At 45.2% G+C, this 22,578-nt stretch carries 20 protein-coding genes; 1 reads left to right on the top strand and 19 read right to left on the bottom strand.

The annotated features are described in order from the left end of the window. The 4 genes from ACOGW3_RS05980 to ACOGW3_RS05965 form a co-directional block, all read right to left on the bottom strand. Complete coding sequence (locus ACOGW3_RS05980; protein ID WP_419902133.1) at positions 1 to 5,547, bottom strand: phage tail tape measure protein; 5,547 nt, start codon at positions 5,545 to 5,547, stop codon at positions 1 to 3. Continuing rightward, the gene (locus tag ACOGW3_RS05975) at positions 5,537 to 5,800 is read right to left on the bottom strand and encodes a hypothetical protein (RefSeq protein WP_419902132.1); all 264 of its coding nucleotides are present in this window, start codon (positions 5,798 to 5,800) and stop codon (positions 5,537 to 5,539) included. Before ACOGW3_RS05975 ends, ACOGW3_RS05980 begins: the two co-directional genes overlap by 11 nt. Before the next feature lie 2 nt (positions 5,801 to 5,802). Next, a complete protein-coding gene (locus ACOGW3_RS05970) occupies positions 5,803 to 6,234 on the bottom strand; it encodes a hypothetical protein (RefSeq protein ID WP_419902131.1) in 432 nt (143 codons plus the stop codon). A gap of 85 nt (positions 6,235 to 6,319) precedes the next feature. After that, complete coding sequence (locus ACOGW3_RS05965) at positions 6,320 to 7,108, bottom strand: hypothetical protein (RefSeq protein ID WP_419902130.1); 789 nt, start codon at positions 7,106 to 7,108, stop codon at positions 6,320 to 6,322. A 105-nt stretch (positions 7,109 to 7,213) separates the two neighbouring features. Here ACOGW3_RS05965 and ACOGW3_RS05960 point away from each other — a divergent pair, with 105 nt between their 5' ends. Beyond that, entirely contained in the window at positions 7,214 to 7,432 is a 219-nt protein-coding gene (locus ACOGW3_RS05960; protein ID WP_419902129.1) for an Arc family DNA-binding protein, read from the top strand. On the opposite strand, the gene ACOGW3_RS05955 is transcribed toward ACOGW3_RS05960, so the two are convergent. The 15 genes from ACOGW3_RS05955 to ACOGW3_RS05885 form a co-directional block, all read right to left on the bottom strand. Beyond that, the gene (locus ACOGW3_RS05955) at positions 7,350 to 7,802 is read right to left on the bottom strand and encodes a hypothetical protein (RefSeq protein ID WP_419902483.1); all 453 of its coding nucleotides are present in this window, start codon (positions 7,800 to 7,802) and stop codon (positions 7,350 to 7,352) included. The two genes, ACOGW3_RS05960 and ACOGW3_RS05955, sit on opposite strands and share 83 nt — an antisense overlap. Then, positions 7,799 to 8,476 carry a hypothetical protein gene (locus tag ACOGW3_RS05950; RefSeq protein WP_419902128.1) on the bottom strand — a complete coding sequence of 226 codons (678 nt, stop codon included), beginning with the start codon at positions 8,474 to 8,476 and terminating at the stop codon, positions 7,799 to 7,801. The genes ACOGW3_RS05955 and ACOGW3_RS05950 overlap by 4 nt, the downstream gene beginning before the upstream one ends. Continuing rightward, positions 8,476 to 9,006: a hypothetical protein gene (locus ACOGW3_RS05945; protein WP_419902127.1), complete on the bottom strand. Its 531-nt coding sequence runs from the start codon at positions 9,004 to 9,006 to the stop codon at positions 8,476 to 8,478. Before ACOGW3_RS05945 ends, ACOGW3_RS05950 begins: the two co-directional genes overlap by 1 nt. 1 nt (position 9,007) lies before the next feature. Further along, positions 9,008 to 9,727: a hypothetical protein gene (locus tag ACOGW3_RS05940; RefSeq protein ID WP_419902126.1), complete on the bottom strand. Its 720-nt coding sequence runs from the start codon at positions 9,725 to 9,727 to the stop codon at positions 9,008 to 9,010. Continuing rightward, the gene (locus tag ACOGW3_RS05935) at positions 9,727 to 10,143 is read right to left on the bottom strand and encodes a hypothetical protein (protein ID WP_419902125.1); all 417 of its coding nucleotides are present in this window, start codon (positions 10,141 to 10,143) and stop codon (positions 9,727 to 9,729) included. The genes ACOGW3_RS05940 and ACOGW3_RS05935 overlap by 1 nt, the downstream gene beginning before the upstream one ends. Positions 10,144 to 10,195: 52 nt before the next feature. Beyond that, positions 10,196 to 11,278, bottom strand: coding sequence for a hypothetical protein (locus ACOGW3_RS05930; protein WP_419902124.1), 1,083 nt, complete (start codon positions 11,276 to 11,278; stop codon positions 10,196 to 10,198). Between the two features lie 90 nt (positions 11,279 to 11,368). After that, positions 11,369 to 11,791: a hypothetical protein gene (locus tag ACOGW3_RS05925; protein WP_419902123.1), complete on the bottom strand. Its 423-nt coding sequence runs from the start codon at positions 11,789 to 11,791 to the stop codon at positions 11,369 to 11,371. A gap of 11 nt (positions 11,792 to 11,802) precedes the next feature. After that, positions 11,803 to 13,005: a hypothetical protein gene (locus ACOGW3_RS05920; RefSeq protein WP_419902122.1), complete on the bottom strand. Its 1,203-nt coding sequence runs from the start codon at positions 13,003 to 13,005 to the stop codon at positions 11,803 to 11,805. A gap of 95 nt (positions 13,006 to 13,100) precedes the next feature. Next, positions 13,101 to 16,499, bottom strand: a complete 3,399-nt coding sequence (locus tag ACOGW3_RS05915) for a LamG-like jellyroll fold domain-containing protein (RefSeq protein WP_419902121.1) — start codon at positions 16,497 to 16,499, stop codon at positions 13,101 to 13,103. Between the two features lie 21 nt (positions 16,500 to 16,520). Beyond that, the gene (locus tag ACOGW3_RS05910) at positions 16,521 to 17,984 is read right to left on the bottom strand and encodes a hypothetical protein (RefSeq protein WP_419902120.1); all 1,464 of its coding nucleotides are present in this window, start codon (positions 17,982 to 17,984) and stop codon (positions 16,521 to 16,523) included. Beyond that, positions 17,984 to 18,487 (bottom strand): hypothetical protein, encoded by a 504-nt coding sequence (locus ACOGW3_RS05905; RefSeq protein ID WP_419902119.1) that lies wholly within the window; start codon positions 18,485 to 18,487, stop codon positions 17,984 to 17,986. The genes ACOGW3_RS05910 and ACOGW3_RS05905 overlap by 1 nt, the downstream gene beginning before the upstream one ends. Positions 18,488 to 18,502: 15 nt before the next feature. Next, entirely contained in the window at positions 18,503 to 18,901 is a 399-nt protein-coding gene (locus ACOGW3_RS05900) for a hypothetical protein (protein ID WP_419902118.1), read from the bottom strand. A gap of 2 nt (positions 18,902 to 18,903) precedes the next feature. Then, positions 18,904 to 19,233: a hypothetical protein gene (locus ACOGW3_RS05895; protein ID WP_419902117.1), complete on the bottom strand. Its 330-nt coding sequence runs from the start codon at positions 19,231 to 19,233 to the stop codon at positions 18,904 to 18,906. Beyond that, positions 19,230 to 20,693, bottom strand: a complete 1,464-nt coding sequence (locus tag ACOGW3_RS05890) for a hypothetical protein (protein ID WP_419902116.1) — start codon at positions 20,691 to 20,693, stop codon at positions 19,230 to 19,232. Before ACOGW3_RS05890 ends, ACOGW3_RS05895 begins: the two co-directional genes overlap by 4 nt. A 34-nt stretch (positions 20,694 to 20,727) precedes the next feature. After that, positions 20,728 to 22,467: a phage terminase large subunit family protein gene (locus tag ACOGW3_RS05885; RefSeq protein WP_419902115.1), complete on the bottom strand. Its 1,740-nt coding sequence runs from the start codon at positions 22,465 to 22,467 to the stop codon at positions 20,728 to 20,730. Positions 22,468 to 22,578 lie beyond the last annotated feature (111 nt).

The following is a 22,578-nucleotide window of genomic DNA, read 5'->3' as shown; positions in this document are numbered from 1 at the left end:
TTATCTACCTATCGCTACCTGTTTCACCAGTTTCTTAAGAGTTCCTCCGTTCGAGATGTCCCTCTGCACCGTTGCAAGGACGTCTTTCTCTGAGAGGGGAGGTACTTGATCTGGGCTGACGACGTAAACATTCACCAAGTCTGGGTCTCGTTTATTGTCGTTCGAGGAAGGAATATTTGGGGCGCTCTCTGATATCATTCGATTTCCGTGAGCGTTGATCTTATCTAGGTTCTCACGACCAATCGCTTGGACGGCGGATTTCCTTAGAATGTATTCTCCAGGTTGGGCTTTTACGTTTACACTATCCCTCGTTGGGATGGCCCGACCTTGGTTGGCTCGAAGTTCTCCGCCTCTTGCTCGAGCGTCAGCCCCTCCGCCTCCGTCTCCAAAGAAGCTGAAGCCTTTAGGTATCAAGCCTTTCAGGCCTCCAAATATTTCGGTTGCTGCTTCTTGTGCTGCAATATCCAGCATTGAGGAGATTATGCTTTCAGCCATCGCTCGGAAACTATTTCCTACCGATTTATTTCCTGAGGCGACGTCCCTGACAAAGTTGCCGAAGCTACTTCGCATATTATCAAAAACACCTTTAATGGAGTTTCCGATCCTAACCGCTGAACTCTGCATTGAGCCGTTAGCTTCTGCCCACTGGGCCGCTGCAACTTCGATGGTTTTAGCGAGGCTCCAGGTTTCTTCTTGAGAGGCACCTGTTTGGGCTGCGAGTTGTACGGATAATTCTTTAGATTTCTGCTGAACTTCGTTGAGTTTAAGGGTTTGCTTTCTGTGTTCGTCTTTTGCGGCAGCAATGTCTCTTTCTGCTTTAACGCGAGCGTCAGTAGCTTTCTTGTAGTCTTTTGTACCTGAGCCTGCTTGATCAGCTTTCTCGTAGAGCTGGTCTACCTGCAGCTGTTTGTCGCTGATTTCGAATGCGAGTTCCGCCAGCTTGGCCTCAACCTCTTGCTGCTGTGTTTTCTGTGATGCCAGTTTGGCCTTGTTGGCTTCGATTTGAAGTTTGTAGACCCGCTCTTCCATGTCCTGTACTTGGACGTCAGAGAACCGATTTCTCAGATTAGGCTGGCTGAGAGTGCTAATTTTTGCTTGAGCTTCCTTAACGGGGAAATCTGCTTCGATTTCTCTTAGGGCTGCAGCTTTGTGGATATTTGCAAAAGCTTTAGATAGTTTTTCTATAGAAGAAATACCAAGTTCGCTTGCTCGAATAATGCGATCCGAAGCTCTATCAAAATAATCCTGCAGGGAGGCTGTTTCAGCATCCTGCTTTAGGTCTAGGGTGTTCAAAGCCGTCTTGGCGTCACTGTCGTTGAGCCCGATGCCTCGCTTACTCAGTAGTTCCCGTTTCTTCTTGCCATACTCTTCGGCTTGCTTTTTCTCGAGTAGGGCTAAGGCTTCACTTCTAGCTTTGGCCACCTCGTCTAATGAACTGTAGTCATCAACGGAAGACTTACTTCGCGATATGCGAGTGGAGTAGTTATCGATTGCGATACTAGTGCGAGCTTCGAGAACGTCTGCGGCGGCTTTTTCGATGAGGTCGTCTATCCGTTGGCCTACTTTTTCGTAGTCCACGTTTTGCTTTGAACGTTCCGAGGTTTGTTGGGTTACGAGGGTTTTACGAGCTTCTTCAATATTGTCGATCAGGTCGAGGGATATAGCCTTTTCAAGCATATCTTTTTCTAATTGATGTATCTCATCTAACACGCGAGCAGAATTGTCTTGAATAACACTTAAGCCAGAAGAGGTAGTTTTATCAGCAGAGACTGACGACTTGTTCTTCTTCAGTTCCGCTTGTAGAGCTTTGACCTCTGCTTCTCGCTTCTTCTTGTATTCTTTTAGCTGAAATTCCCGAGCTTGTAGGTCGAGATCTTCATATTGTTCAATTATGGTTTGGGCTCCAAAGGAGGTTTCTCCGTCAAATAGACCGAGGAGAATGCCTTGTTCCTTCTGACTGTGCCTCTGGTCCTGTAAGCGTCGCTGCTCAATAAGTCGTTCGTTTTCTCTCTGAAGTTTGAAGAGGCGGACAGATTCATTTTTAGCTAGATCGATTTGCTTAAGAGAGGACCTTTTATCAGTCTGGCTCTTGATAGTTTTAAGCTTAGCCTTAGCTGTAGCGATAGTTGTTTCGCCTTCACGCTTAGTAGCCTCAAGAAGCTCCTTCTCATTTTCGCGAATGGTTTTCTCTAGCCGGTTTCTTTCTAGCTGTAGGCGGTTATAGGCACCGGTATTCTTGAAATCTTTAACGGTGAACTTGTTGTCACCTTCTAAAGTTTCATTCAAAAGTTCCATTTGAAGAAGCATTGCGCCTTCAATGCCGTCTATAGCGTCTTCAGCTTTTTCAAGTTCTGATTTAATGGCTTCGAGGCCTGTGACGTCATCAATACCACTACTTTTCTTAATCAGTTCTGTGGTTCGATTTCGGGCTTGATGGAGTTTTTTATCAATACTGCCGTCTACTCCTGTCCCGCCACGGTTGGTGCCAATGAGGCTCTCGTTTAGACTTGTAACTCTTACCTGTGTCTTTCGATCTGTAACTTGGTTGGTGCCACTGAGAACGCCCTTTATCAGCTTTTCTTGGCTAATAATTAACTTTTCTACAGCATTGATCGCGGTAACCACCTGGGTGATTTCTTCAGGAGAGTTATTGTTTTGTAGGTCTGTTCTTAGTCTCGATAGCTCCAGTCCAGCTTGTTGTATTTGCTGGAAGGCAGCATTCGCTCCCTCGCGGGTGTCTATAGAGGGTAAAGTATCAACCGCTTTGACCAGTGCTTGTATTTGGTCGAATTGAGTGTTCGTAATGCCGACACCTTGGTTTGATCTGCTTTTAGAGAGGTCTCCTCCACCGAACTCGGCTTTACTTTGTGTTGCCCTACGGAAGTCAATTGTTAGTAAGTCTAAGGCGTCCTGAGCCTGCTGGCGAACATCACCATCCCTACCTTTCTCAAAATTGAGACGGTTTTGGGTGAGTTCCGTTCTAGCGGCTTCCAGTGCTCTCTGGGCGTTAACTTTCTGGAGGGCCAGCATTTCCTTTTTGAGCTGAACTGTTGATTGGATTAATCCATCAACAGACAATTTGTTGAAATCGATACTGCCGGCCAATTCTTCAAACTGTTGAGTTAGTTTTAGAGCTTCTGTACGAAGAGCTCCTTGGTCATTCTCAAGTAGTTCATGGCGACGGTTAAGGTTGTCCATGGTCTTGTCGAGATTATCAATACGTTGTTGGTAATCTTCGAACGCAGACTTAGTCTCGTTGATCCTTGCTTGGAGCTTATCCATCTTTTCTTCAGTGGTCTCTGCGCTTTCTCCTAATTCGAAGAATGCGAAAGAGAGTGCTGATATGGCAATGCTGACGAGACCTCCCCCTAATGCTGCGGGGATGCCTCTGATTAAAGTGGTAAGTCTGCCAATCTGGGTTCCGGATCGACCAGCTACCACTCCTAAGGCTTTCAGGCGAGGGGCGGTTCGTTTTACGCTGTTGCCGAATGTTACAAAGCTGGCAGCAGTCGCCTTGGCTGCAGCTGAGGCGGTAAATAGATTTTTGACAAGTCTTACTACAACTGGAACTAAAACGCCTATACCAAGAGCTCCTATAGCAGATCCAAGGATTTTTAAAGTTCCGCTGAAGTCTTTTGCCACTAGAGCTGCTGCCGCAAGTCCATCCACAACAAGTTTAGTCAGATTGAGTAGGGGCTCAAACATTTGTGTTATTACCACCCCAGCTGCGGATTGGAGTAGCTTCAACTTGTTAGACAGGGAGCCCATCTGGGTGGCATTGGCTTTTGTAGCAGCAGTGGAGAGAATAAACTGTTGTCTTAAACTGTTTAACGTATCCACATTGTTAGAAAGTGCTGCGAAGGCTGCACCGGCTCGGATATCCAATGTTTCCATTGCGGTGGCGCTATCAAAACCTGCTGTCATTAGGTTTTGTAGCACTCCAGCTAAACCGTTGGTCTCCAGGTCGACGTCAGCCATAGAGATACCGAGTTTTGCGAAGGTGTCTTGCAGCTCCTTGGTTGGGCTTTGGATAGAAGTGATAAGGCGTCGCATTCCAGTACCGATGTTGGAACCGGAGCGGATACCTGCATTAGCCATTGCACCTAAACTTGCAACAACTTCATCAAATTCAAGGCCTGCTTGGGAGGCGATATTACCTGCGTATTGCATCCCAAGTGTTAACTTCTCCATTGTTAGCTTGGAGTTGTTAATTGCTGCAGTGAAGGTGTTAACAATTTCGCCGGTGTCTGATCCAGATTTATTGAACACAGACATGGAGGAGGTGACGATATCTACAGCCGGGGCTAGTTCAGAGCCTGTTGCAGCGGCTAGGAGGGTAATAGCCTCAATCCCGTCGGTGATTTGCTTAGAGGAGAAGCCTGCTTGACCCATGGTCTTGGCAGCTTCCGCAACCTCCACCGCTGTGAACTTTGTCTTGGCGGATACGTCAATAAGGCTATCACGTAGTCCAACCATCTCGGTGTTGGTCGTGTTGGTGATCGCCTGTAGGTCGTAAAAGGCTTTATCTAGTTGAATGACGAAGTCTCGACCGAAGTTCATAAGGTTGAAGACTTGGTTCATCAGCAGGTAGTTAAACCTTAATTGTGCTTGAACCTTGAAGAGGAACGCGCCTCCGTCGTCGAATAACCTGTCAGATATTCCATCCCTCTGGGCCTGAGTTCGCTCCTGCTTCGTAATCCCTTCTAGTGTCCGCTTCAGCCCTATGAGGCGTTTCTCTTGTTTTCTATACTCAGCCGTAATCTTTCCGTTAGAAGTTGCGCGAAGTCTATCGAGATTTATTTGTTGTCTGGCGATGAGAAGGCTTACACGTTCACTCTTTAGGCCTTGCTCCCGGGCAATCCGATACTTACGGGTATTGTCGTTCAGCTTTTCCTGGAGCTGATTTTGTTTCTGAACGGCGGCGACATTGCGCTTGTGGGATTCTTCTAATTCTCTTAATGCCTGCTTTTCTGCTTCAAGATTACGTTCAGCTTTAGCCTTTGCTGCTCCACCTTTAAAACCGATAGGTCGTGCGAGACCTGCTTCGGCTACACGAAACCTCTGAGCTTCTCGTTGGGCTCTAAAGCGATTTTGATCGGTTGAGGCAATGGATTGGCGAGCAGTCTTTAATTCTTTAACAAGTTCATTTTGAACGCTCTTAACAACATCTTTAAGGGCGTTTACTGAGGCATTAGTGATCGCTGCTTGAGCTGTTTTCGATTGTGTACGGATCTTCTTTAATTCGCCCTGTATTGCAGCATCTCTCAGAGCGGTTTCGGGACTAGCTTGCTTAAGCTGTTTTAGGAGTTTTTGGAAGTTACCGTCGCCAAGGTTTCCCACCTTGTTAAAGGCTGTCTCAACATCTTTGAAAGATTTTGAGGTTTGCTTCAACATGTTGAAGACTTTGGCTTCAGTCTTATTCAGCTTGGATTGAACATTATCAATGGTCGTAGAAGACTTGTTTAAGAGGTCGATAAGTCTCTTAAACTCGTCGACCCCTTTTACTCCAAGGCCTAGTCTATGTTCGTTGCTGTTATTACTTGCCATTGCCAAATATTCCCGATAGTTGCTGCTTGGCTTCCATAATATTAGATGGAGTTTTTACTTGCTCTTTACTATTACCACCAAAGGCTTGGTTAAGTAAGAGGGAAATAGAGGCGTAATTTTGAAGTATAATTGTTTGTTCGTACCCTACTTTTATCTTTAGGATTGTTTTGATATCTCTATGGGTGTGTGACCAAAGTAATACCGCAATTTGACTAGGCCTTGTGTCGGTTGCCCAACACAAAGCCTCAGTCATTGTTAATCCGGAGTACCATCTGGTGAAGACGTTGAGGTCGCTTTCATTGCCACTTCCAGTTTCTGATGTAGGTTCCCCAGTTTCACCATCGACAGAGTGGCCTTCAGAAAAAAATTAAAGGAATGCTGCCTTGCCCACTCGATGAGCTTTTCCGCTTCAGAGGGCATGATTTTTAGGCTCTCGACAGAAAAGTCGGGCTCGGGTCTACCTTTTTCATCTCTAGGAACAAGCAGTATTCCGAGGATGGTACTTTGGAAAATGGGATCCATGTAGATCGTTAAATAGTCACCGTCAGACGCGGCGTATTTTGTGTGGGTGCAGACTTCAGATAGAAGAGCGTAATACATGGTGATTTCTCGAAGCGTATCGTCGACTGATACAGCAATCGTGTCGGGAACTTCCTCTAAGACATTTGTAATTTCTTCAGTATTCATTTTGTGTGCTCCAAATAAAAGACCAGTAAAGATATTATCTTTACTGGTCTTCTGGTCAAGAATTATTGTGGAGCGTCAATAATTCTTAGGGTAGATATACTCTCGCTGATTCACCTTGGGCGCCGCCGAATTCAGCAAACATTGGATCGGTTGTAACCTGATCGTATACCGTGAGCTCAAGAGGTAGATTACCGTAGTCGTCAGTTGAAAACGCAAGTGTGAAGCCATTTACAACGCGAATTTTCGGAATTTCAAGAGCGATAGTAGATCCGTCTGCAAGTTTACCTACAACCTTGGCTGATAGGAACGGTTGTTCGACTTTTGAACCGATACCAACCATATTTACTTTGCGGACTACTGCACCGTCTGGAAGGTTAACTCCGGTGTCAAGTGCCTGGGTTACTGTTACAGCATCGGTGCTTACAGATGCAACTTTACGAATAACAACGTTGTCATCTCCATTAATGTCGATTGCAACGTAATCATCTGTAGAGAAGTTGGATCCTTCACCAGTTTGGACGTTGAATACTGCGACGGAACCGTCCCCAGTAACTGCGCCGTTCACGGAGCCATTCACGGTCATGGTTGAGACACCTGATCCGTTAAGGCCCAGGGCATAATTGAGGTTTTGAGCTGTGAACTCATAGGCTTCCATCGATGCCCGAACTTCATTCCCAGTCATCTTTGAGAAGACCAAAGTGTTTTGTACGCCTTGGGCTAGATCTGTGTAAGAAGGTTCAGCAGACATAGAGAAATTTTTAACCAGACCGATTGAGTGTTCGTCTGGGTTTAGTTTAAGAAGGTCGGCCTGCGCTCCGATCATAACGGTGGCAGTGCCGAGCATGAACTTGTTAGTTTTAGCAGTACCGGCCATAGTATAAGTCTCCAAAATGGATGCGAAATTACAATTTATACTTGATCAATACTTCGTATTGTTTGACTATACTATGGTTTTTATGGCAACCAGAATGCACCAGATATGACAAGTGATTGTATTGCAAGAACAATTCGACTTCCTGAAACTCTGGCGGAGCTCATCGAAGCTTCGAGGGTTTTAAACAGGAGGAGTGCTAATGCTGAAATGGTATATAGATTAGAGCGATCTTTCGACCGACCTACGGGCCAGCAAGATCTGCCCCCATCTGAACCGAGATTAACTGAAGTGGACGAGTTGACGTCCTTGAAATCGGTAAGATAGCTGTCCCATTCATAGTTACTAATGTTCCTATTGGGGCTCGGTTAGTTGGGTCGACCAGGGGTATTCTTTGGCCAGGGGTGAGCTTTTGGAATAGAGAGTTTGTTAGGGCTCTAAGTCGAGTTATGTTTGTATCCTCAACTGTTGAGATAGCTATATTTGTAGTCACTTCAATTAGCTTCTCATCCATTACCATTGAAAACTCCAACGGACCTATCAGATCCTCATCGGTAGGTAATCTCTGTATATCAGCATGAGCATCAAAGTCGGTTATTGTTAGCGTGTCCGACATGTTGTTGGTTTGAGATTGCTCTGCAAATTGATTGCAGAAAGCTAAGATTGAGGTGTGGACGATTTTGAAGGTGTCGTTCATTTTACGATCTTTCTAAGGGCATTTCGAACCTCTCGTTCAGCCCACCAATTGAGATAATTTACAATAAAGGGTCTGGAAGAGTTTCCTACGGTGATTTTCTTTTCATCTCCAGGTGACAATCTCATTTGATCTAATACGTCTGACAGCTGGATTGTGCTAGGTAACTCCCTGAAGGGAGTAATTGTGATTGTGTCTGGTAGAGCTCTCTCGATATCCCCTCGTTTGGCAAAGCGTCCATCGGATCCCCTTGCTGCTGGTCCTCTCTTCGTTTGAACCAGTCTCACGCCTTTAACTCCCACTGTTCCGCCTTTGGAGTGAGAGGCTACGGGGTTACCTAGAACGGTTTTAGGGTTTAAGGTCTCAAGAGAGGTCTTTAACTTTCCTGTCTTTACATAGAACTTCTTAAGCCCGACAGGCATCTTACTTTTCCGGGTTTCGTAACTCTTGGAATATTTCGTGATCCAGGGAGGTGTAAAAGCGCCCATATTTGGCGTTCTATCTACCCCAATAGACTTGGCTACCATGGCTTTGAATAAGCGACCGTGAGAGGCCTTTAGAAGTCTTTCTAATTCCTTTTCAACATTGTCAATATTTCGACGTAAGCCGGTTAAGGCGTCGTTGGTGACAGCGTTTTTGAAGTTGTCGATTATTCTAGAGTTTCGCGATCTGGCCATTATTTAACCTCCGCGATGGTTACTCCCAGAAGAGTGTCAATTTTGGTAACGGTATATGCTCCTACCTTATCGTCAACCTTAAGGTCAGCACCAGTTATTAACCGAAATCGACGACCAGGGATTTTTAAACTATCCCTTTCGTCACTCAACGGTTCCAGGGTGGTGTAAATAGGGGTTGATGGACTGTTTGAAGTCGTTTCCTCTAAGCCAGTAACTGGGTTCTTCGTTTTGATTTTGGTTGACCATGGTAGAAGCTGCTGCATCTCAAACAATCTAAAGGTTTTGTAGATTTCAAGTTGTTGAGAAATTGAGCCATTATCAGCTGTTAGATAAACTTTCCTGTCGGGGGCTTTAAAGGTAGTTCGTACTGTGATTTTTGTATTTGGAGAAACCTCTAAAACCCGCCTAGGTGTTACAAAATTAATATCTGATCTATTGTTAGGAAGCTTACCAATCAATCCGTAGAATGATCGTCCATCAATCGTTCTCAGTCGAGATTTAAACCTTTGGCCAACATTATGGATCGACATTTTAAGATCCTGTAATAGCGTCAGTTGGGGTAACTACCGAGAAAAGATTGAACTGGGTTTCTGTACTACCACTTAACTTGTTTACAAGTTCAGAATATTTTTCAATCAGTGTTTGGTGGAGCTGCTGGAAATCAATCTTGCTTAATCTCCTAAACTCGTGAGTATCTGCTTTATCCACTTGGGCAATTCGAAGCTGAAGGGACGGAAACGCTTTCAATGCTGCAACAACTTCAAGCGTATTGTTGGCATTATCTGCGTTAATGTTTCCAGAGGTGAGAGCTGTATTTAATACGGTATCTCCAAGCTTCTCGTCTAAGGTGAAGTATGCTTCATAAAGATCTATATCTTGATCTGGTAGTTCGGATGAGGTTACACCAAGTCTAGCTCGAACTCTTTCAGTGCTTGTTCCAATGTTTAACCATGGGGTAACTCGATACTGTTGGGTTAGTACCTTGGAGTTACCTTGGTACGTATATTTAAGTATGACAAAACGATATTCCCGATTGAGCGTATTTGAGTTAACGCTGCCGGGGATGGTTATCGTTACTTCAGTGGTGTCTTCGGAGGTGGAGACTGCAATGTTGTTTTGGGTTGCAATCACAACCCCGTTATTATCACGGACGGTGTAAGTTACTGAATTGAGATCTGGTGAGATAAACTCCCCCAATTCAACAAAGTCAAACCTCAAGGTGAAGTCATCACCGTCCGTAACGTTCTGCATTATTTTGCAGCCTTATCAGCCTTTGGAGAAGCTTTCTCGTCGGCAGCTTTAGTCGATGTATCGCCGCCTGTAGGTTTAGAGGCTGCATTAGTGTCCGCAGGATTGGAGGGTTTTTCTTTCTCCTCGTCCTCTTCATCGGCGTCAGGTTCAGATGGCAACTCGAATTCTTCGCAGAAGTCCTTAATGAGTTGCTTCTGCTCCTTCGCATTTTTTGTCTTTTGCAGCGAAGAGTTGAGTAGTTCGTCAGAGGCATCATCGCGAAGGTTGGCAATAAGGATCAACTGGCCGAGCCCAATACGCTGAGAGATAAAGTGACTGTGGGTTACAACGGATGGGCGGTTCCATTGTGCTACATCGCCGGTGGAGCGATCAGAAAGCATGAAGTCGCCTTTTGTCTTAACCAGTAGTTTTGGCATGGGTAAACCTTTCAAAGTGGCCACTTACCAAGAAGGTAAGTGGCCGTTCTGATTAAGAGGAGTAATCGAACACTGAACGGGTATCGTCGAACAGCATACGGAAACCAGAGTTTTCGGTGTGATAGACAGAAATGGTCTGGTTGTTCACGTTACGCTCAGTTTCTTCAATATCGGAGCCAGCTTCGATCAGTTCTTCAACTGTTTCAGCCTTAGTGATGCCCACCAAGTTGTTGGCAGATACTGAGGAGGAGAGTGCAAACTTAGGCAGTGGAATTTCAATCATACCATCGGCGAATTTATTCGCCATGGTTTGGAAGTTTTCAGCGTCTGCTTTCGTGTCGCTACCTTGGGTAGACCAAAGGCGAGCATACTTGAAAGCAGTGTCCCAGTTTCCAACGATTGTATCAACAGGAGCACCTGCCTTAGCACGCATAACCAGCCAGTACAGAAGGTGATCAATACTGATCTTTCCGTTTGTAGCTGTAACGCCGGTATTGCCGTCGTAGCCAGATTGGCCGACGACTGGAGCTGCGCCGTTTACACCGTCTCCATTTAGGATGATGCCCATTGCTGCATCAACTTTTGATGCTTCGAGTTCACGTTGAACACGAGCAAGGTATGGTACAACAAGTTCCAATGCTGCGCGGCGATTGAACTCATAGGTAGTGCGGATACCGCCACCGTGTTTATACATCCGTACACTGGTTTCAGATGTTCGGATAGTGCGTACCGGAATACGACCACCCTCGGCCACGGTATAAGTGCCTCGACTATCGCTATCGTCGTTAACGATAGTTGACACCAGCTCGTTTCCAGAGATGGTACGAGAGTTGGAAACAATTGCCGCGATGTTTTCGAAGTTTGTCTGGCGATTTTTCCAACGGATTACATCGTCAAGAACTTCTTTAAAAAGTGCTCGCGTACCTGAGTAAGTTTGAAACGTATTTGATGCCGCCTGGAGTGTTACTCCAGCATCAAAGTTATCATTTACCGGCAGGTTCAAATGCTGAAGAGCGGCTTCATAACCATTTAGGCCGTCCACAGGTGAGCAAGCCAGCTGGAGGTAGTCTCGAAGGTTTAAGCCATAAGCTGAGGCTTCTCGAGCTAGGTTCATACCTTGCTGAGCTGATTCCATGTTGTTGTCATTAAGAAGGGCTCCGACTACTTCCTCGACGGGACGCTTCTTAAGATCTGCTAGATTTTTGAGGCTCATTGAGAAGCTCCCTTAAAGTTTAACTACGACAGCAGTATTCCCACCGTCTAGAATTTCAGCGACGTAGTTGACGCTATGATCAGGGGTAGGTGAGGCACCGCCCAGGGTTTGAACTTGACCAGTACCTGATCCCTCAACGGTATCACCGATTGAAAGGGTGCCAGGGGCGCCGGTATTGACAGGGAAGGCCTCGATAAACTTAAGGGCCGCAGTGCCGACCAATACGCCTTCAATGGTCCGATTTTCAACAGATACCAATGCTGCTACGATTACGTCGCCAGCACTTGCTAGTTTCATCGTGTTTGCGGCAGAGGCATCTAAGGCCAATGGTCGGCCAATGTGTTCAGCGGTGATCCCTGAAGCAAGATTCACCGTAAACTGGGAATCTTCCTGAGGAAAACCTAGTAGGGTAACGCCATTTCCAATAACGCTCATGTCAGATTTCCTTATGTACGGTTAGTCTTGAAGGCAGAAACATCGCGCTTCTGCTCGGTTTCACCGGATCCACCTGAGGCTTCGACACTGACGCCGTCTGCTGGTAAGGATTGGTGAAGTTGGATCTTTGCGTCTGCAAAGGCCTTGATCTGGTCGTCCAGGTTTTCAGGCACATCATCTGCTGATTTTCCAGAAGCAACGAGAGCTGCTGAAACATTTTCTTTGATGAAACTTGCCGCTTTTTTCAGTGAGGTGTTTGAGGCCTCTAAGTCAGACTTAGCTTTCTCAATCGCCTCAGCATCAGAGGCTTCGAGCTTTTTCTGAAGCTCTACATTTGCAGCCTTCAGATCTTCAACCTCTTTAGTTGATGCGTTAAGCTTCAATTCGAGATCTGCTTTTTCAGTGGTAAGAGAACCATTCTTTGCTGAAAGCTCTGCCATTTGAGTTACCATGGGGGTAATGGCTTCAGAAAGAGTAATATTCTCACCTTTGTTTTGACCCGACATGGTGTCAGTCTCCTTAAATTCTGCGGTGACGAGGGTTGCTTCATACGGAGTGTCTGAAGCTGCAAGCTGCTCAATGGCTTCGCTTGATAATTGAGCCTTGGCCCGGGAGGCGATCTTTGCGCTCTCAACCGCTCCATTGCTGACTAAAGATGTTTCGTTCCAGGCTTCGACGCCTGAGATACGGATATGTGCTCCATCTTCGCCAATAGTGTGATCGTTTGCACAGGTGCGGTTGTAGAGGTGGCTAAAATTTGCATCCTCACCTTTGAAATCCCAACCGCATTCAGAGCAGAGTAGTTTCTCGCCTCTAAGCCCGATGCTTACACTGTTTAATGTCGAATTCTCAATGTCGGTAACGAGTTCGGTCTTATTCTTTCCGATAAAGAATTGACCTCGTAGCTCAACCTCATCTTCTGAAGTTCTTCGCGTTTCTGCATAGAACACTCGTCCGACAGGTAGTTCTCCACCGTACCGATGTAGGGTGTGTAGAGGGATGGTTTGTCCACCGTTCGGTATGACGGTCATCTTCTCTAGGGTGTTATGAGTAATTCGTCCTCTGTCAAAAAGAGAGCCCTTCTGTTTCAGAGGGCGACTGTCAGCAAGAATAGTCTCAAAAACAACTACACCATCGAAGTCGAACTGCTCGTCGCCGGTGGCTTTGACAATTCGCTGCTTTATTTGGTCTGTTATTTCTAAGCTTTTAGGCATTACTTGCTCAATATTTTGAATTTGCTACTACAAAACAAATACAGGCAAGTAAAAATCAAATCAAGAAGTTATTTAGTAGGTATTACTGAGAATAATTAAGCTGTTTTATTTAATCTCACTAGTAATAGTTCATTATTACTTGTTGAGGGCGTTAACTGTACTTCCATTGAAGCTTTGGCGGATAGATGGAGGTCTGTTGAGATTTTTGATTTGGTTTCTAATTTCACCACGTTGGACTGGCCGTTAATTAGAGAAGGGCTCGTGGCTAGTGGTTTGGTGATGAGGGCAGGTACGATATCGTCCTGAGCCCCGTAATAGGTAGTTAGGTTAGAGGATACTTCAGGGGCTTTGACCTCAACGTCGATGTTGCCAATTGCGGTCGGATCTTTGACTGAAATATTAGAAGAGATCTCAGGGGATCTAGCTTCAACTTCGATGTTCCCAGTTAAGGTTGGGGCGTTGACGGAGATGTTCGAAGACATCTCAGGAGATTTACTCTCTACACTTACGTTACCGGCAATGCCAGGGTCGCCTACGAATAGGTGAGTGACTATTTTTGCAGAATTCGATTGAACATCAATGTTTCCAGAAATGGTCGGATCGTTGACGGAGATGTTGGACGAGATCTCAGGAGATCTAGCTTCAACGTCGATGTTAGTAGTTATGGTTGGATCATTGACTGAGATGTTGGAAGAGATCTCAGGGGCTTTGACCTCAACAGTGATGTTAGCAGTTATGGTTAGATCATTGACTGAGATGCTAGAAGAGATCTCAGGGGATCTAGCTTCAACGTCGATGTTACCAGATATGGTTGGATCATTAACTGAGATGTTGGAGGAGATCTCAGGGGCTTTGGCTTCAACGCTGATGTTGCCAGATGTGGTCGGATCGTTGACGGAGATATTAGACGAGATCTCAGGGGCTTTGGCTTCAGCGTCAATGTTACCGGTTATAGTTGGGTCATTGGCTGAGATATTGGAAGAGATCTCAGGAGGTTTGGCTTCAACGTTGATGTTACCAGATATGATTGGATCATTAACTGAGATGTTGGAAGAGATCTCAGGGGCTTTGACCTCAACAGTGATGTTAGCAGTTATGGTTAGATCATTGACTGAGATGCTAGAAGAGATCTCAGGGGCTTTGGCTTCAACGTTGATGTTGCCAGATATGGTTGGATCATTAACTGAGATGTTGGAAGAGATCTCAGGGGCTTTGGCTTCAGTATTAATGATGCCTACTACACCTGGATCCCCGTTAAAGATGTTTGTAGCGATCCCGGGAGTTTTGGTTTCAACATCGATGTTGCCGGATATGGTCGGATCATTAACTGAGATGTTAGACGAGATCTCAGAGGACTTGGTTTCAACGTCGATGTTACCAGTTATGGTTGGATCATTGACTGAGATGTTAGACGAGATCTCAGAGGACTTGGTTTCAACGTCGATGTTGCCGGATATGGTCGGATCATTAACTGAGATGCTGGAAGAAATCTCAGGGGACTTGGTTTCAACGTCGATGTTACCAGTTATGGTTGGATCATTGACTGAGATGTTAGACGAGATCTCAGAGGACTTGGTTTCAACGTCGATGTTGCCGGATATGGTCGGATCATTAACTGAGATGCTGGAAGAGATCTCAGGGGATCTAGCTTCAACGTCGATGTTACCAGATATGGTTGGATCATTAACTGAGATGTTGGAGGAGATCTCAGGGGCTTTGGCTTCAACGCTGATGTTGCCAGATGTGGTCGGATCATTAACTGAGATGTTAGACGAGATCTCAGAGGACTTGGTTTCAACGTCGATGTTACCAGATATGGTTGGATCATTAACTGAGATGTTGGAGGAGATCTCAGGGGCTTTGGCTTCAACGCTGATGTTGCCAGATGTGGTTGGATCATTAACTGAGATGTTGGAGGAGATCTCAGGGGATTTGGTTTCAACATTGATGTTGCCAGATATGGTCGGATCATTAACTGAGATGTTGGTAGAGATCTCAGGGGATTTAGTTTCAACGTCGATGTTACCAGTTATGGTTGGATCATTGACTGAGATGTTAGACGAGATCTCAGAGGACTTGGTTTCAACGTCGATGTTACCAGTTATGGTTGGATCGTTGACTGAGATGTTAGACGAGATCTCAGAGGACTTGGTTTCAACGTCGATGTTACCAGTTATGGTTGGATCATCGACTGAGATGTTAGACGAGATCTCAGAGGACTTGGTTTCAGCGTAGATGTTACCAGTTATGGTTGGATCATCGACTGAGATGTTAGACGAGATCTCAGAGGACTTGGTTTCAACGTCGATGGAGCCCGACAAGGTGGGACGTGTTACTGTTACTGTAGGTGTAGAAGATGTTGTAAGTCCTCTATCATATATATTTTGGACTTGGGTCTCGGTTAGCAGTTGGGACTTTTCTCCCCAGTAACAATAGTCGGCTATTTCTCCGGTGAAAAATGAGGTGACTTGTGCGCTCGCATGGTCTCTAGCATCTGCGGAATTACCTATAGTCCAGTCGCCGGTATGAGATGCAAAATCGATCCCACATCCTGCTGTTGCCGCATATTTTACCTTATTTAGGTAAAGGTTGATTGTGTCGGTCGTAGTATCTAACTCCATGACCACATGGGATACTACGTTAGCGGAGATTGCGTCCGTTAGTTTTATAAACCCTTTAGAACTGCTTCCTTCACCTACTGACCAATATAGATCTGGGCCATCTAGGTAAAGATGGCACCAGTTGATTGCTCCTCCTTCTTCCCAAAGAGATTGTCGTCCGGTTACGGTGTCAGCTTTGAACCAAAGGGAAATTGATTTTTTAGTTGTTACGGCGCTGTTAACGTTACTTGCGTTAGCTGGGACAATGTTCGCATTCCCTTCACATCTTAAGCTATTCCAAGGTACTGTAGGGATTAAGCTTGAGCCTGCGGAGTATGTTCCAGAAGTGCTGTGTCCGCCTTCTTCGGACTTATTATTATCAAACTTCCACCTGTAACTAGGTCCTCCATTGATACTTAGAATTGTCTCGTCGTAAGTCGGCTCTGCCGTACCTCCGAAGTCTGTTTCAGGAGGTTTGGTTTCAACGTCGATATTGCCGGTTATCGTTGGGTCGTTGACGGCGATATTAGAAGAGCTTTCCGAGGCTTTGGCTTCAACGTTGATATTCGCGGTAATAGGTGGAAGCCGCAGCCAGAAAGGGTCTTGAGTATCCCAGAAAAGATTGTCGAGATTAGTGTCCCAAAAGGTGTAGGATGCATACCCTGTAGGTAGGTATGCGGTTTGTACGGTTGTGATAAGTTCAGCTTTTGAGCTTTGAACGTCGACGGTTCCTGAGAAAGCTGGGGCGGCAACAGAAAGGGTGGCGTTTATTGAGGGAGGTGAGGCTTGAACATCAACTATTCCCTGAATAACCTCACTTTCAAAAAGTAGATTATTACCATTCTCTAAAAGAAGTTCGTTACCATTCTCGAGAAGAATAAATTTACCTGCCATTTCATAGGTGTCCTCTTCTCGTTAGGCTCTAGAAGTGAAAATTACATTGTCTATCGCTTGGTCGTTGTGCCAAGCAGTTCCAGTAGTTGAGACCTTCCACCGAACTCTCAATTGAACGTTGCCCGAATTGAAGCCAAAATCGTATTTTAGGTTGAAGAAACCTTTTGACCAGACTGCGGGGTCGTCTTGGGCAACGGTAGGGCCAACATGTAATTTACAATCGATCCATCCTGTCGTTCCGTCAGCTCCCTCAGGTAAATATTGCCACTGCATTTCCGGGTTAATACCGGCTCTCTGCATGTAGTGGTACTCTACCTTCAGGCCTCCAGGAGTTGAGGCGTCTAGAATATCTTCAAATCTCAGGTAAAAATAATCCCCTAAGCTCGTTGGGGATGATGTTTCACAATAGACATAAAAGCCTCCATTGTAGGCGCTGTCTGGCCCTATTCCTGGCGAAGGGGCGCTTGAGCTTCTGCGATTTACATCTGCAGCAGTCGAAGTGCTGGCTGTTGATTCGCTGATAAACGACGTAGCAGCTGGCTCAGGATTAGTAGTCGCGTCAATTTTTCGTATGCGGGATATTTCATCAGTACTATCGAAAGAGTTAAATACTTTAGTGTCCGCAGGGTTGGAGGCTCCTAATCCAGTGTCTTGATGGAAGGATGCTCCGCCAACGATAGCCTTAAGATTGGTTGGGGATAGCCCGTTTATACTTAGTAGGCCAATGTAAGGTATTTCGTTGATTTCTGAAATTAATGTTGCAGAATCTTCGGGTAGATCGATAGGTTTAAAAATTACTGCACTACATACATAATTAGGACAGGCGGTCGTATATCTCCATGTAGTGGTCTCAGCTGGCTCTGCTATCTCAATAGTTCTTCTGTAGTAGAGATTGTAAATATCATTTTCACCATGGGATCCTCCTGCGTCTACTAGCCTTGTGGGAGGATTTGCGAAAGCATTCATATTTTGAGTGGTGCCTCTATTTGCTCCAGAGATTATCCATAATTGGAAGTCGCCAACCTGGGAGGGGGGAGAAGCAGCTGGAGGTGACGGGATATCCACACCGGTCGGGCTTTCCACGTCGCTAAAGGTGGTTATTACCACTGGAGGGGTTTCAGATACTCCTGAGTAAGACACCCCATCTATTCGAGCTCCTTTACTTGTCGAGGGTTTGGTAACTCTAAGATCTACGAAATAATTAAGGTTGTGGGATTTGAGAAAACTTTCTGTGGCGTAGAAGGTGTAGCTATATAGTCCTATTCCTACGGTTGAGTGATGCGTTATTAAGGGGGTGAACGGGTAGAACGTTGAATTAACTACTGCACCGCAAGTTACACTCGACATGTCGCTTACAGTGCTTGCTCCTATCGTGATAAGTATAAGCCTTCCTGTACCTGCTAAATCTAGTTTTAAACTAAAGTCAAAGCTGGTCTCTGAGGCTGGTCTAGCTGCACCTGCGATAACGTCAACATTCTTAATCATTAGATATTTCTAAAGAAAGTTGGAGATAGATAGATAAGAAGCTCAGTTTCAGAAACTGCATAACCAACAATGCGTACCCATTCGCCACTGACTGCAGGTAAGGTGTTGGTAATACCTCCTGGAGTGGTTGGGCTAACATAGTAGGTGTCTCCAGGTGCCAGCCCTGTAAATCCTGCGAGAATTCCAGAGACTTGAAAATCTTTAACTTCATCTAATACGGCCACCTCCTTTGCAAAAACTAACAGTCCTTTGACTGACGTAATTACTGAGGATTGGGCTTTGAGGAGTTTGCCTGAAGAAGACAGGTAACAGAGATCGTTAACTGCAAGAGTTTCTCCTGCAATTAATGGGACTGTTGAAGATGCGCTGCCGGTGCCAAAGAGTGCGGCAGGTACTTGATAATTCTCATTATCCTGTCCCTCAATTACTTTTGCAGCAACAAAAATTAAGTCCGTCAGCTCTGTAGCTACAGCTGGAACAGCTGTGATCTTATCTCCAGGCATACCTCACCTATCAGATTACTTAGGTTGCGTGTAAACGTGGCTTGGAATGCTGGCATTACCGCCTGTAACAAAGGAGGCGTCGTCTACAATCATATCAGCATTAGAAGTAGCGACTGTTCCGTCATAAATGGCTGAATTGTCGGTGTTATAGGCTCGGAACCAAGTTGCTGTTCCACTAGCTAGGATTTTACCTTCCTGCGTTATGGCGTTTGCGTTGGCTACACCGTTAACAGCAGAAGCAAAAGCTTCAGCACTAAAATTGAGTTTTGCCAAAAGTGTTCCGGTAGCAGCTGTGTCAGCAGTAGCAGGTTTAGTGCCAGAGCGTACTTCGATATATCCACTATTTACTTGGGCGCAAACTGCGTTAGCAGCGGCACTTGCTGCAGCGTTGGAGAGTTTAAAATCTTTTGCCATAATTATAGTTCCTCGTAGAATTCGACCTTCCCTCGCGCAACCTTGTGAACTTTAGATTGGCGAAGGATTTCAATTTCAAATGTTGCGTTAGATCCGTTGAGATTTGTGGTTACCGTGTCGGCAATAACCACCTCTACGGTTGTAGCTGTGATGGTGATAGATTGTTCGTAAAGTACCGTGGAACCGTTTTTGATTTTCACTGTTCCACTGGCGTCGCTTAGGTCTAGGGGTTCTCGTGTCTTTCGATTGATAGTGTTGTATGAAGCTTCCCACGTTGCTCCTTTTGCCATCTGCCAAGTTTCATAGAGGGGGACGTTAGAGAGGATGCTCACTTCTTAACCTCCTTGCTTCGACCGCCTTTGGCGCCTTCAGGGGTTAAGCTTCTACCCATAGGGTCGCCGTTAGTACTGGCGTCGCTTGGGTCTATCGCATTAGATTTTCCGTAGAAGTTTGTTCCAGACAGTTCCGGGACATTATCTGGCCGAATTCGGTTGAAGAGTTTTACGTGAAAATCATCATCAGAGATTAGGCCGCTACTAAGTAGCTCTAGGTATCTGGATTGGCGCATTACAAAGTGGTTTTCGAGCTCAATTTCTGGTCTCAGAATTACTGTATCGAAAGAGACTTCCACTCGGCTTTCAGAGCCGTGTAGACGTAATGCAAAGGTGAGGATTTTGCTTAATATCTCTGCGACAGGATTATTTAGTTCTTCTGCGTTTTTAGCGAAGAGAGTGGCTTCAACAGAAGCTGTATTAACACCTTTATCTCCTTTACCGATTACAGTCGCCATGATCTTCAGAGCAGCTTGGTTCTGGGCGTCTAGGACTTCAATAACGGCGCGGACGTCCATTGCTTGCTTGGGACCACCTTCGTTAACAATTCCTACTTCAACACTATCACTGTGAACGAATGCTTGATCTGCCTGAAGATTGGTAACTGCAGAAGAGATTGCCTGCATTTGACTATTAAGCCACGTTTTTAACTCGTTCTCATCTTGGCTAACGTTTGCAGGGGCGTTTCTTCGAAGGACTTCCTCAGTAACTGTAACGTCCATACGGGGGAAGCCGGTGATCTGCATGATCCTGTAAAGATCGTTGATTACCTGCTGTCTAGCAGCAACCGTGTTGATTACAGATACGAACGGTGAGTAGCTGTAGATCTTAGTTGGATCTCTACGGTAAAAACTGACGAAGAAGGTCGGTATATTGAGGTCTATCTCGTCGTTCGAGCCTGGAGGTAGTTGTACGGGCGTATACTGACCTGGAGTTTGTTCGTACCATTGGATCGTTTTAAGATCTATATGGCGAATTTCTGAGGGTACCAGTGTCTTATCAAGAACCAGCTCCGACCCAATGCCTCCTCTGAGGAGAACCATGTAGCGCATATTTTCGCAAATTGCTCTCAGCGAAGGGCGTAACTGAAAGCCCTTGGAGTAGTCCGACCGGGTGGTCAGGCCAGTGAGGATCTCGTTGAGTAGTTTGTGGCCCTCACGGTCGATATTTCCCTCAAGATCATAAACTTTCAGAAGAGGTTCTGTGTTGGCAACGGTAAGGTAGGCGTTAACAGCAGCTGATACATCTGTATCAAATTTAAACAATTCTTGAAGGATCTCACGACTATCGTTTGATCCTCGGGTGGTAAAGAGATCCTTGATGTGGTCTCGATAATCAGGAGCGGTGAGGACGCGATCTGCTTGCCCTGGACTATGAGTTGAGGTGAGGCCAGTACCTTTCTCATTTCCTTTTCGCTTTGGAAGTATAATTTTTAATAGTTTTCCTGTCGTGGAAGCCATTACTTCAGCCTTCAAAGTATAGATAAGATTATTACTACATTCCTAATACTGGAAAATCTACTCTTTTATTTGATCTTCCTAGTAATTGGCTTTGCTGATTTGGCATGGATACTACTGCGCTACTTACTAATGTGCGAATTTCATGATTTGATTTCAGTAAGACAACGTCGCTGACTTTAGGGGCAACCAGTAAATTGGCTAAAGAGTGGAAATAGTGATCGTTACTATCTAACTTGATCCACTTTGCTGGCTCGTCAGGCTTCTCATCTCTAACCATGTTGCGTAGGTGGTCAGTGATTATTGATCTTTGGTGTTTATAACCGTTGAAACTAATCGTACCCCGTTTGACCTGCCTAGCGACTTGATCCAGAGCCATTGTTCTATCTATTTGAACGTGGGTAAGGGTCTGAGTTGCGTCGTTGACGAGGTTAACCTCCTTGTTTCCACGATATTCTGCCGGAAGGATTTTACCGTCTGAAGCTTTGAAAACTGCATCAGCTGTCGGTTCATACGGGTGTCGATCGATCGTTCCACCTACGACGCGATACTGATCCATGATTTCTTCTACTGTCCGGATTAGGTTATCTACGTGGACTGTTCTGAAATCGAAAACGGACATATCGTGTGCACTAGATCCTGCCCCTAAAGTAATGTGGCAAGTTTGCCCAACATCTATCCCCACCCAAGTGTTAGAACTTTTAGATACGTCGAGTATCTGCTCATATCCCATACAACGGTCGATGGCTTCTCTACTGATTTGAATGTTGTTGTCGGAATAAGTTTGAGCTAGGACGGTATTGTGGAAACCTCTTATGTACTCACGTTTTTTGTAATCTAGGAGTTGAGTAATAATATAGGAGGGAGGAAGCCTCTCAGTGGTGAAAGGGCTTACTGAATATCCTCTATGATGGGCTCTGTTTGGATGTTTTGCGACCCATTGCCGGTTGTCTAAGCGACTAAGATCTAACGGAGCTCTACATTTTTCACAATGAACGTAGGCGCCGAGAATATCAATATCGTCGACAATGTTATGATCAATATCAACAATCTCTTGAATGTGGTCAGGTAGGCCAGGGACTGTGATAAACTTCCTATTAAATTCTGGCCAGTTCCAATGATTACACTTATCGCACTTACAAAGATACAGGTGCTGATCTGAAACTTGAAAGCCTTGATCAATTCCGAAAGCGGGAAATGTGGGGGTTGAAAATCGTTGTCTAATCTTCCAGTCGGAATCTTGGAGACGCGAGTTAAATAGGGCCAACATGTCTTGAGGGCTGAGGTCTACCTCATCATTGAAAACCGCGTCTGCAGAGGTGGATGTTGCGTCAGCTTCAGTACATCCGGTCACATATAACCAGCTGTATCCGAACTGCATTACCTCTTTGGAACGGGTAACCTTACCGGCTCCCTCTGGATTGAATACCTTATCTTTCTCTACAATAGGCTGGATACGGGTTTTAGAGATCTTGTCATAAAGCTTCTCGTTAGGAAGAGTGAAGATCCCTTTTGTTCCTCGGTTTCTAACGAGGAAGCCTAACATTTTACGGATTTGTCCCTCTGTTAGCCCTACCTGAGAGCATTTTTTTACATCCATGTTAGGGTGCATGTCGTCCAAGATGTCTCGTTGAAACGGGTAACGCTCAACAGAGAATTTCTTACCATGGATTGTAGTATTCTCGCAGATCCAATCGGTCATCGACATGTTTTTACTATCGATTGAGAACCTGTTTTCTGCCCTCTCGATGAGGTTGTTTAGGTGAATATTAGCCATATGATGCCTGAGCATTTGAAAATATATCTATTAATACATCATATATCTGATTTTTACTTAAATCCTAAAATATATTTAAGTATAGTCTATTTAAAAAATAAGTATTAGACT

It is taken from the genome of Kiloniella sp. (assembly GCF_965205715.1).
GTDB lineage: Bacteria > Pseudomonadota > Alphaproteobacteria > Kiloniellales > Kiloniellaceae > Kiloniella.
Note: the sequence above shows the minus strand (reverse complement) of the source record. Positions and strands in the feature narration are given on the sequence as shown.

Coding starts and splice junctions, on each gene's coding strand:
- ACOGW3_RS05980 (WP_419902133.1), bottom strand. CDS start 5,547: ATGGCAAGTAATAACAGCAACGAACATAGACTAGGCCTTGGAGTAAAA.
- ACOGW3_RS05975 (WP_419902132.1), bottom strand. CDS start 5,800: ATGACTGAGGCTTTGTGTTGGGCAACCGACACAAGGCCTAGTCAAATT.
- ACOGW3_RS05970 (WP_419902131.1), bottom strand. CDS start 6,234: ATGAATACTGAAGAAATTACAAATGTCTTAGAGGAAGTTCCCGACACG.
- ACOGW3_RS05965 (WP_419902130.1), bottom strand. CDS start 7,108: ATGGCCGGTACTGCTAAAACTAACAAGTTCATGCTCGGCACTGCCACC.
- ACOGW3_RS05960 (WP_419902129.1), top strand. CDS start 7,214: ATGACAAGTGATTGTATTGCAAGAACAATTCGACTTCCTGAAACTCTG.
- ACOGW3_RS05955 (WP_419902483.1), bottom strand. CDS start 7,802: ATGAACGACACCTTCAAAATCGTCCACACCTCAATCTTAGCTTTCTGC.
- ACOGW3_RS05950 (WP_419902128.1), bottom strand. CDS start 8,476: ATGGCCAGATCGCGAAACTCTAGAATAATCGACAACTTCAAAAACGCT.
- ACOGW3_RS05945 (WP_419902127.1), bottom strand. CDS start 9,006: ATGTCGATCCATAATGTTGGCCAAAGGTTTAAATCTCGACTGAGAACG.
- ACOGW3_RS05940 (WP_419902126.1), bottom strand. CDS start 9,727: ATGCAGAACGTTACGGACGGTGATGACTTCACCTTGAGGTTTGACTTT.
- ACOGW3_RS05935 (WP_419902125.1), bottom strand. CDS start 10,143: ATGCCAAAACTACTGGTTAAGACAAAAGGCGACTTCATGCTTTCTGAT.
- ACOGW3_RS05930 (WP_419902124.1), bottom strand. CDS start 11,278: ATGGAATCAGCTCAGCAAGGTATGAACCTAGCTCGAGAAGCCTCAGCT.
- ACOGW3_RS05925 (WP_419902123.1), bottom strand. CDS start 11,791: ATGAGCGTTATTGGAAATGGCGTTACCCTACTAGGTTTTCCTCAGGAA.
- ACOGW3_RS05920 (WP_419902122.1), bottom strand. CDS start 13,005: ATGCCTAAAAGCTTAGAAATAACAGACCAAATAAAGCAGCGAATTGTC.
- ACOGW3_RS05915 (WP_419902121.1), bottom strand. CDS start 16,499: ATGGCAGGTAAATTTATTCTTCTCGAGAATGGTAACGAACTTCTTTTA.
- ACOGW3_RS05910 (WP_419902120.1), bottom strand. CDS start 17,984: ATGATTAAGAATGTTGACGTTATCGCAGGTGCAGCTAGACCAGCCTCA.
- ACOGW3_RS05905 (WP_419902119.1), bottom strand. CDS start 18,487: ATGCCTGGAGATAAGATCACAGCTGTTCCAGCTGTAGCTACAGAGCTG.
- ACOGW3_RS05900 (WP_419902118.1), bottom strand. CDS start 18,901: ATGGCAAAAGATTTTAAACTCTCCAACGCTGCAGCAAGTGCCGCTGCT.
- ACOGW3_RS05890 (WP_419902116.1), bottom strand. CDS start 20,693: ATGGCTTCCACGACAGGAAAACTATTAAAAATTATACTTCCAAAGCGA.
- ACOGW3_RS05885 (WP_419902115.1), bottom strand. CDS start 22,467: ATGGCTAATATTCACCTAAACAACCTCATCGAGAGGGCAGAAAACAGG.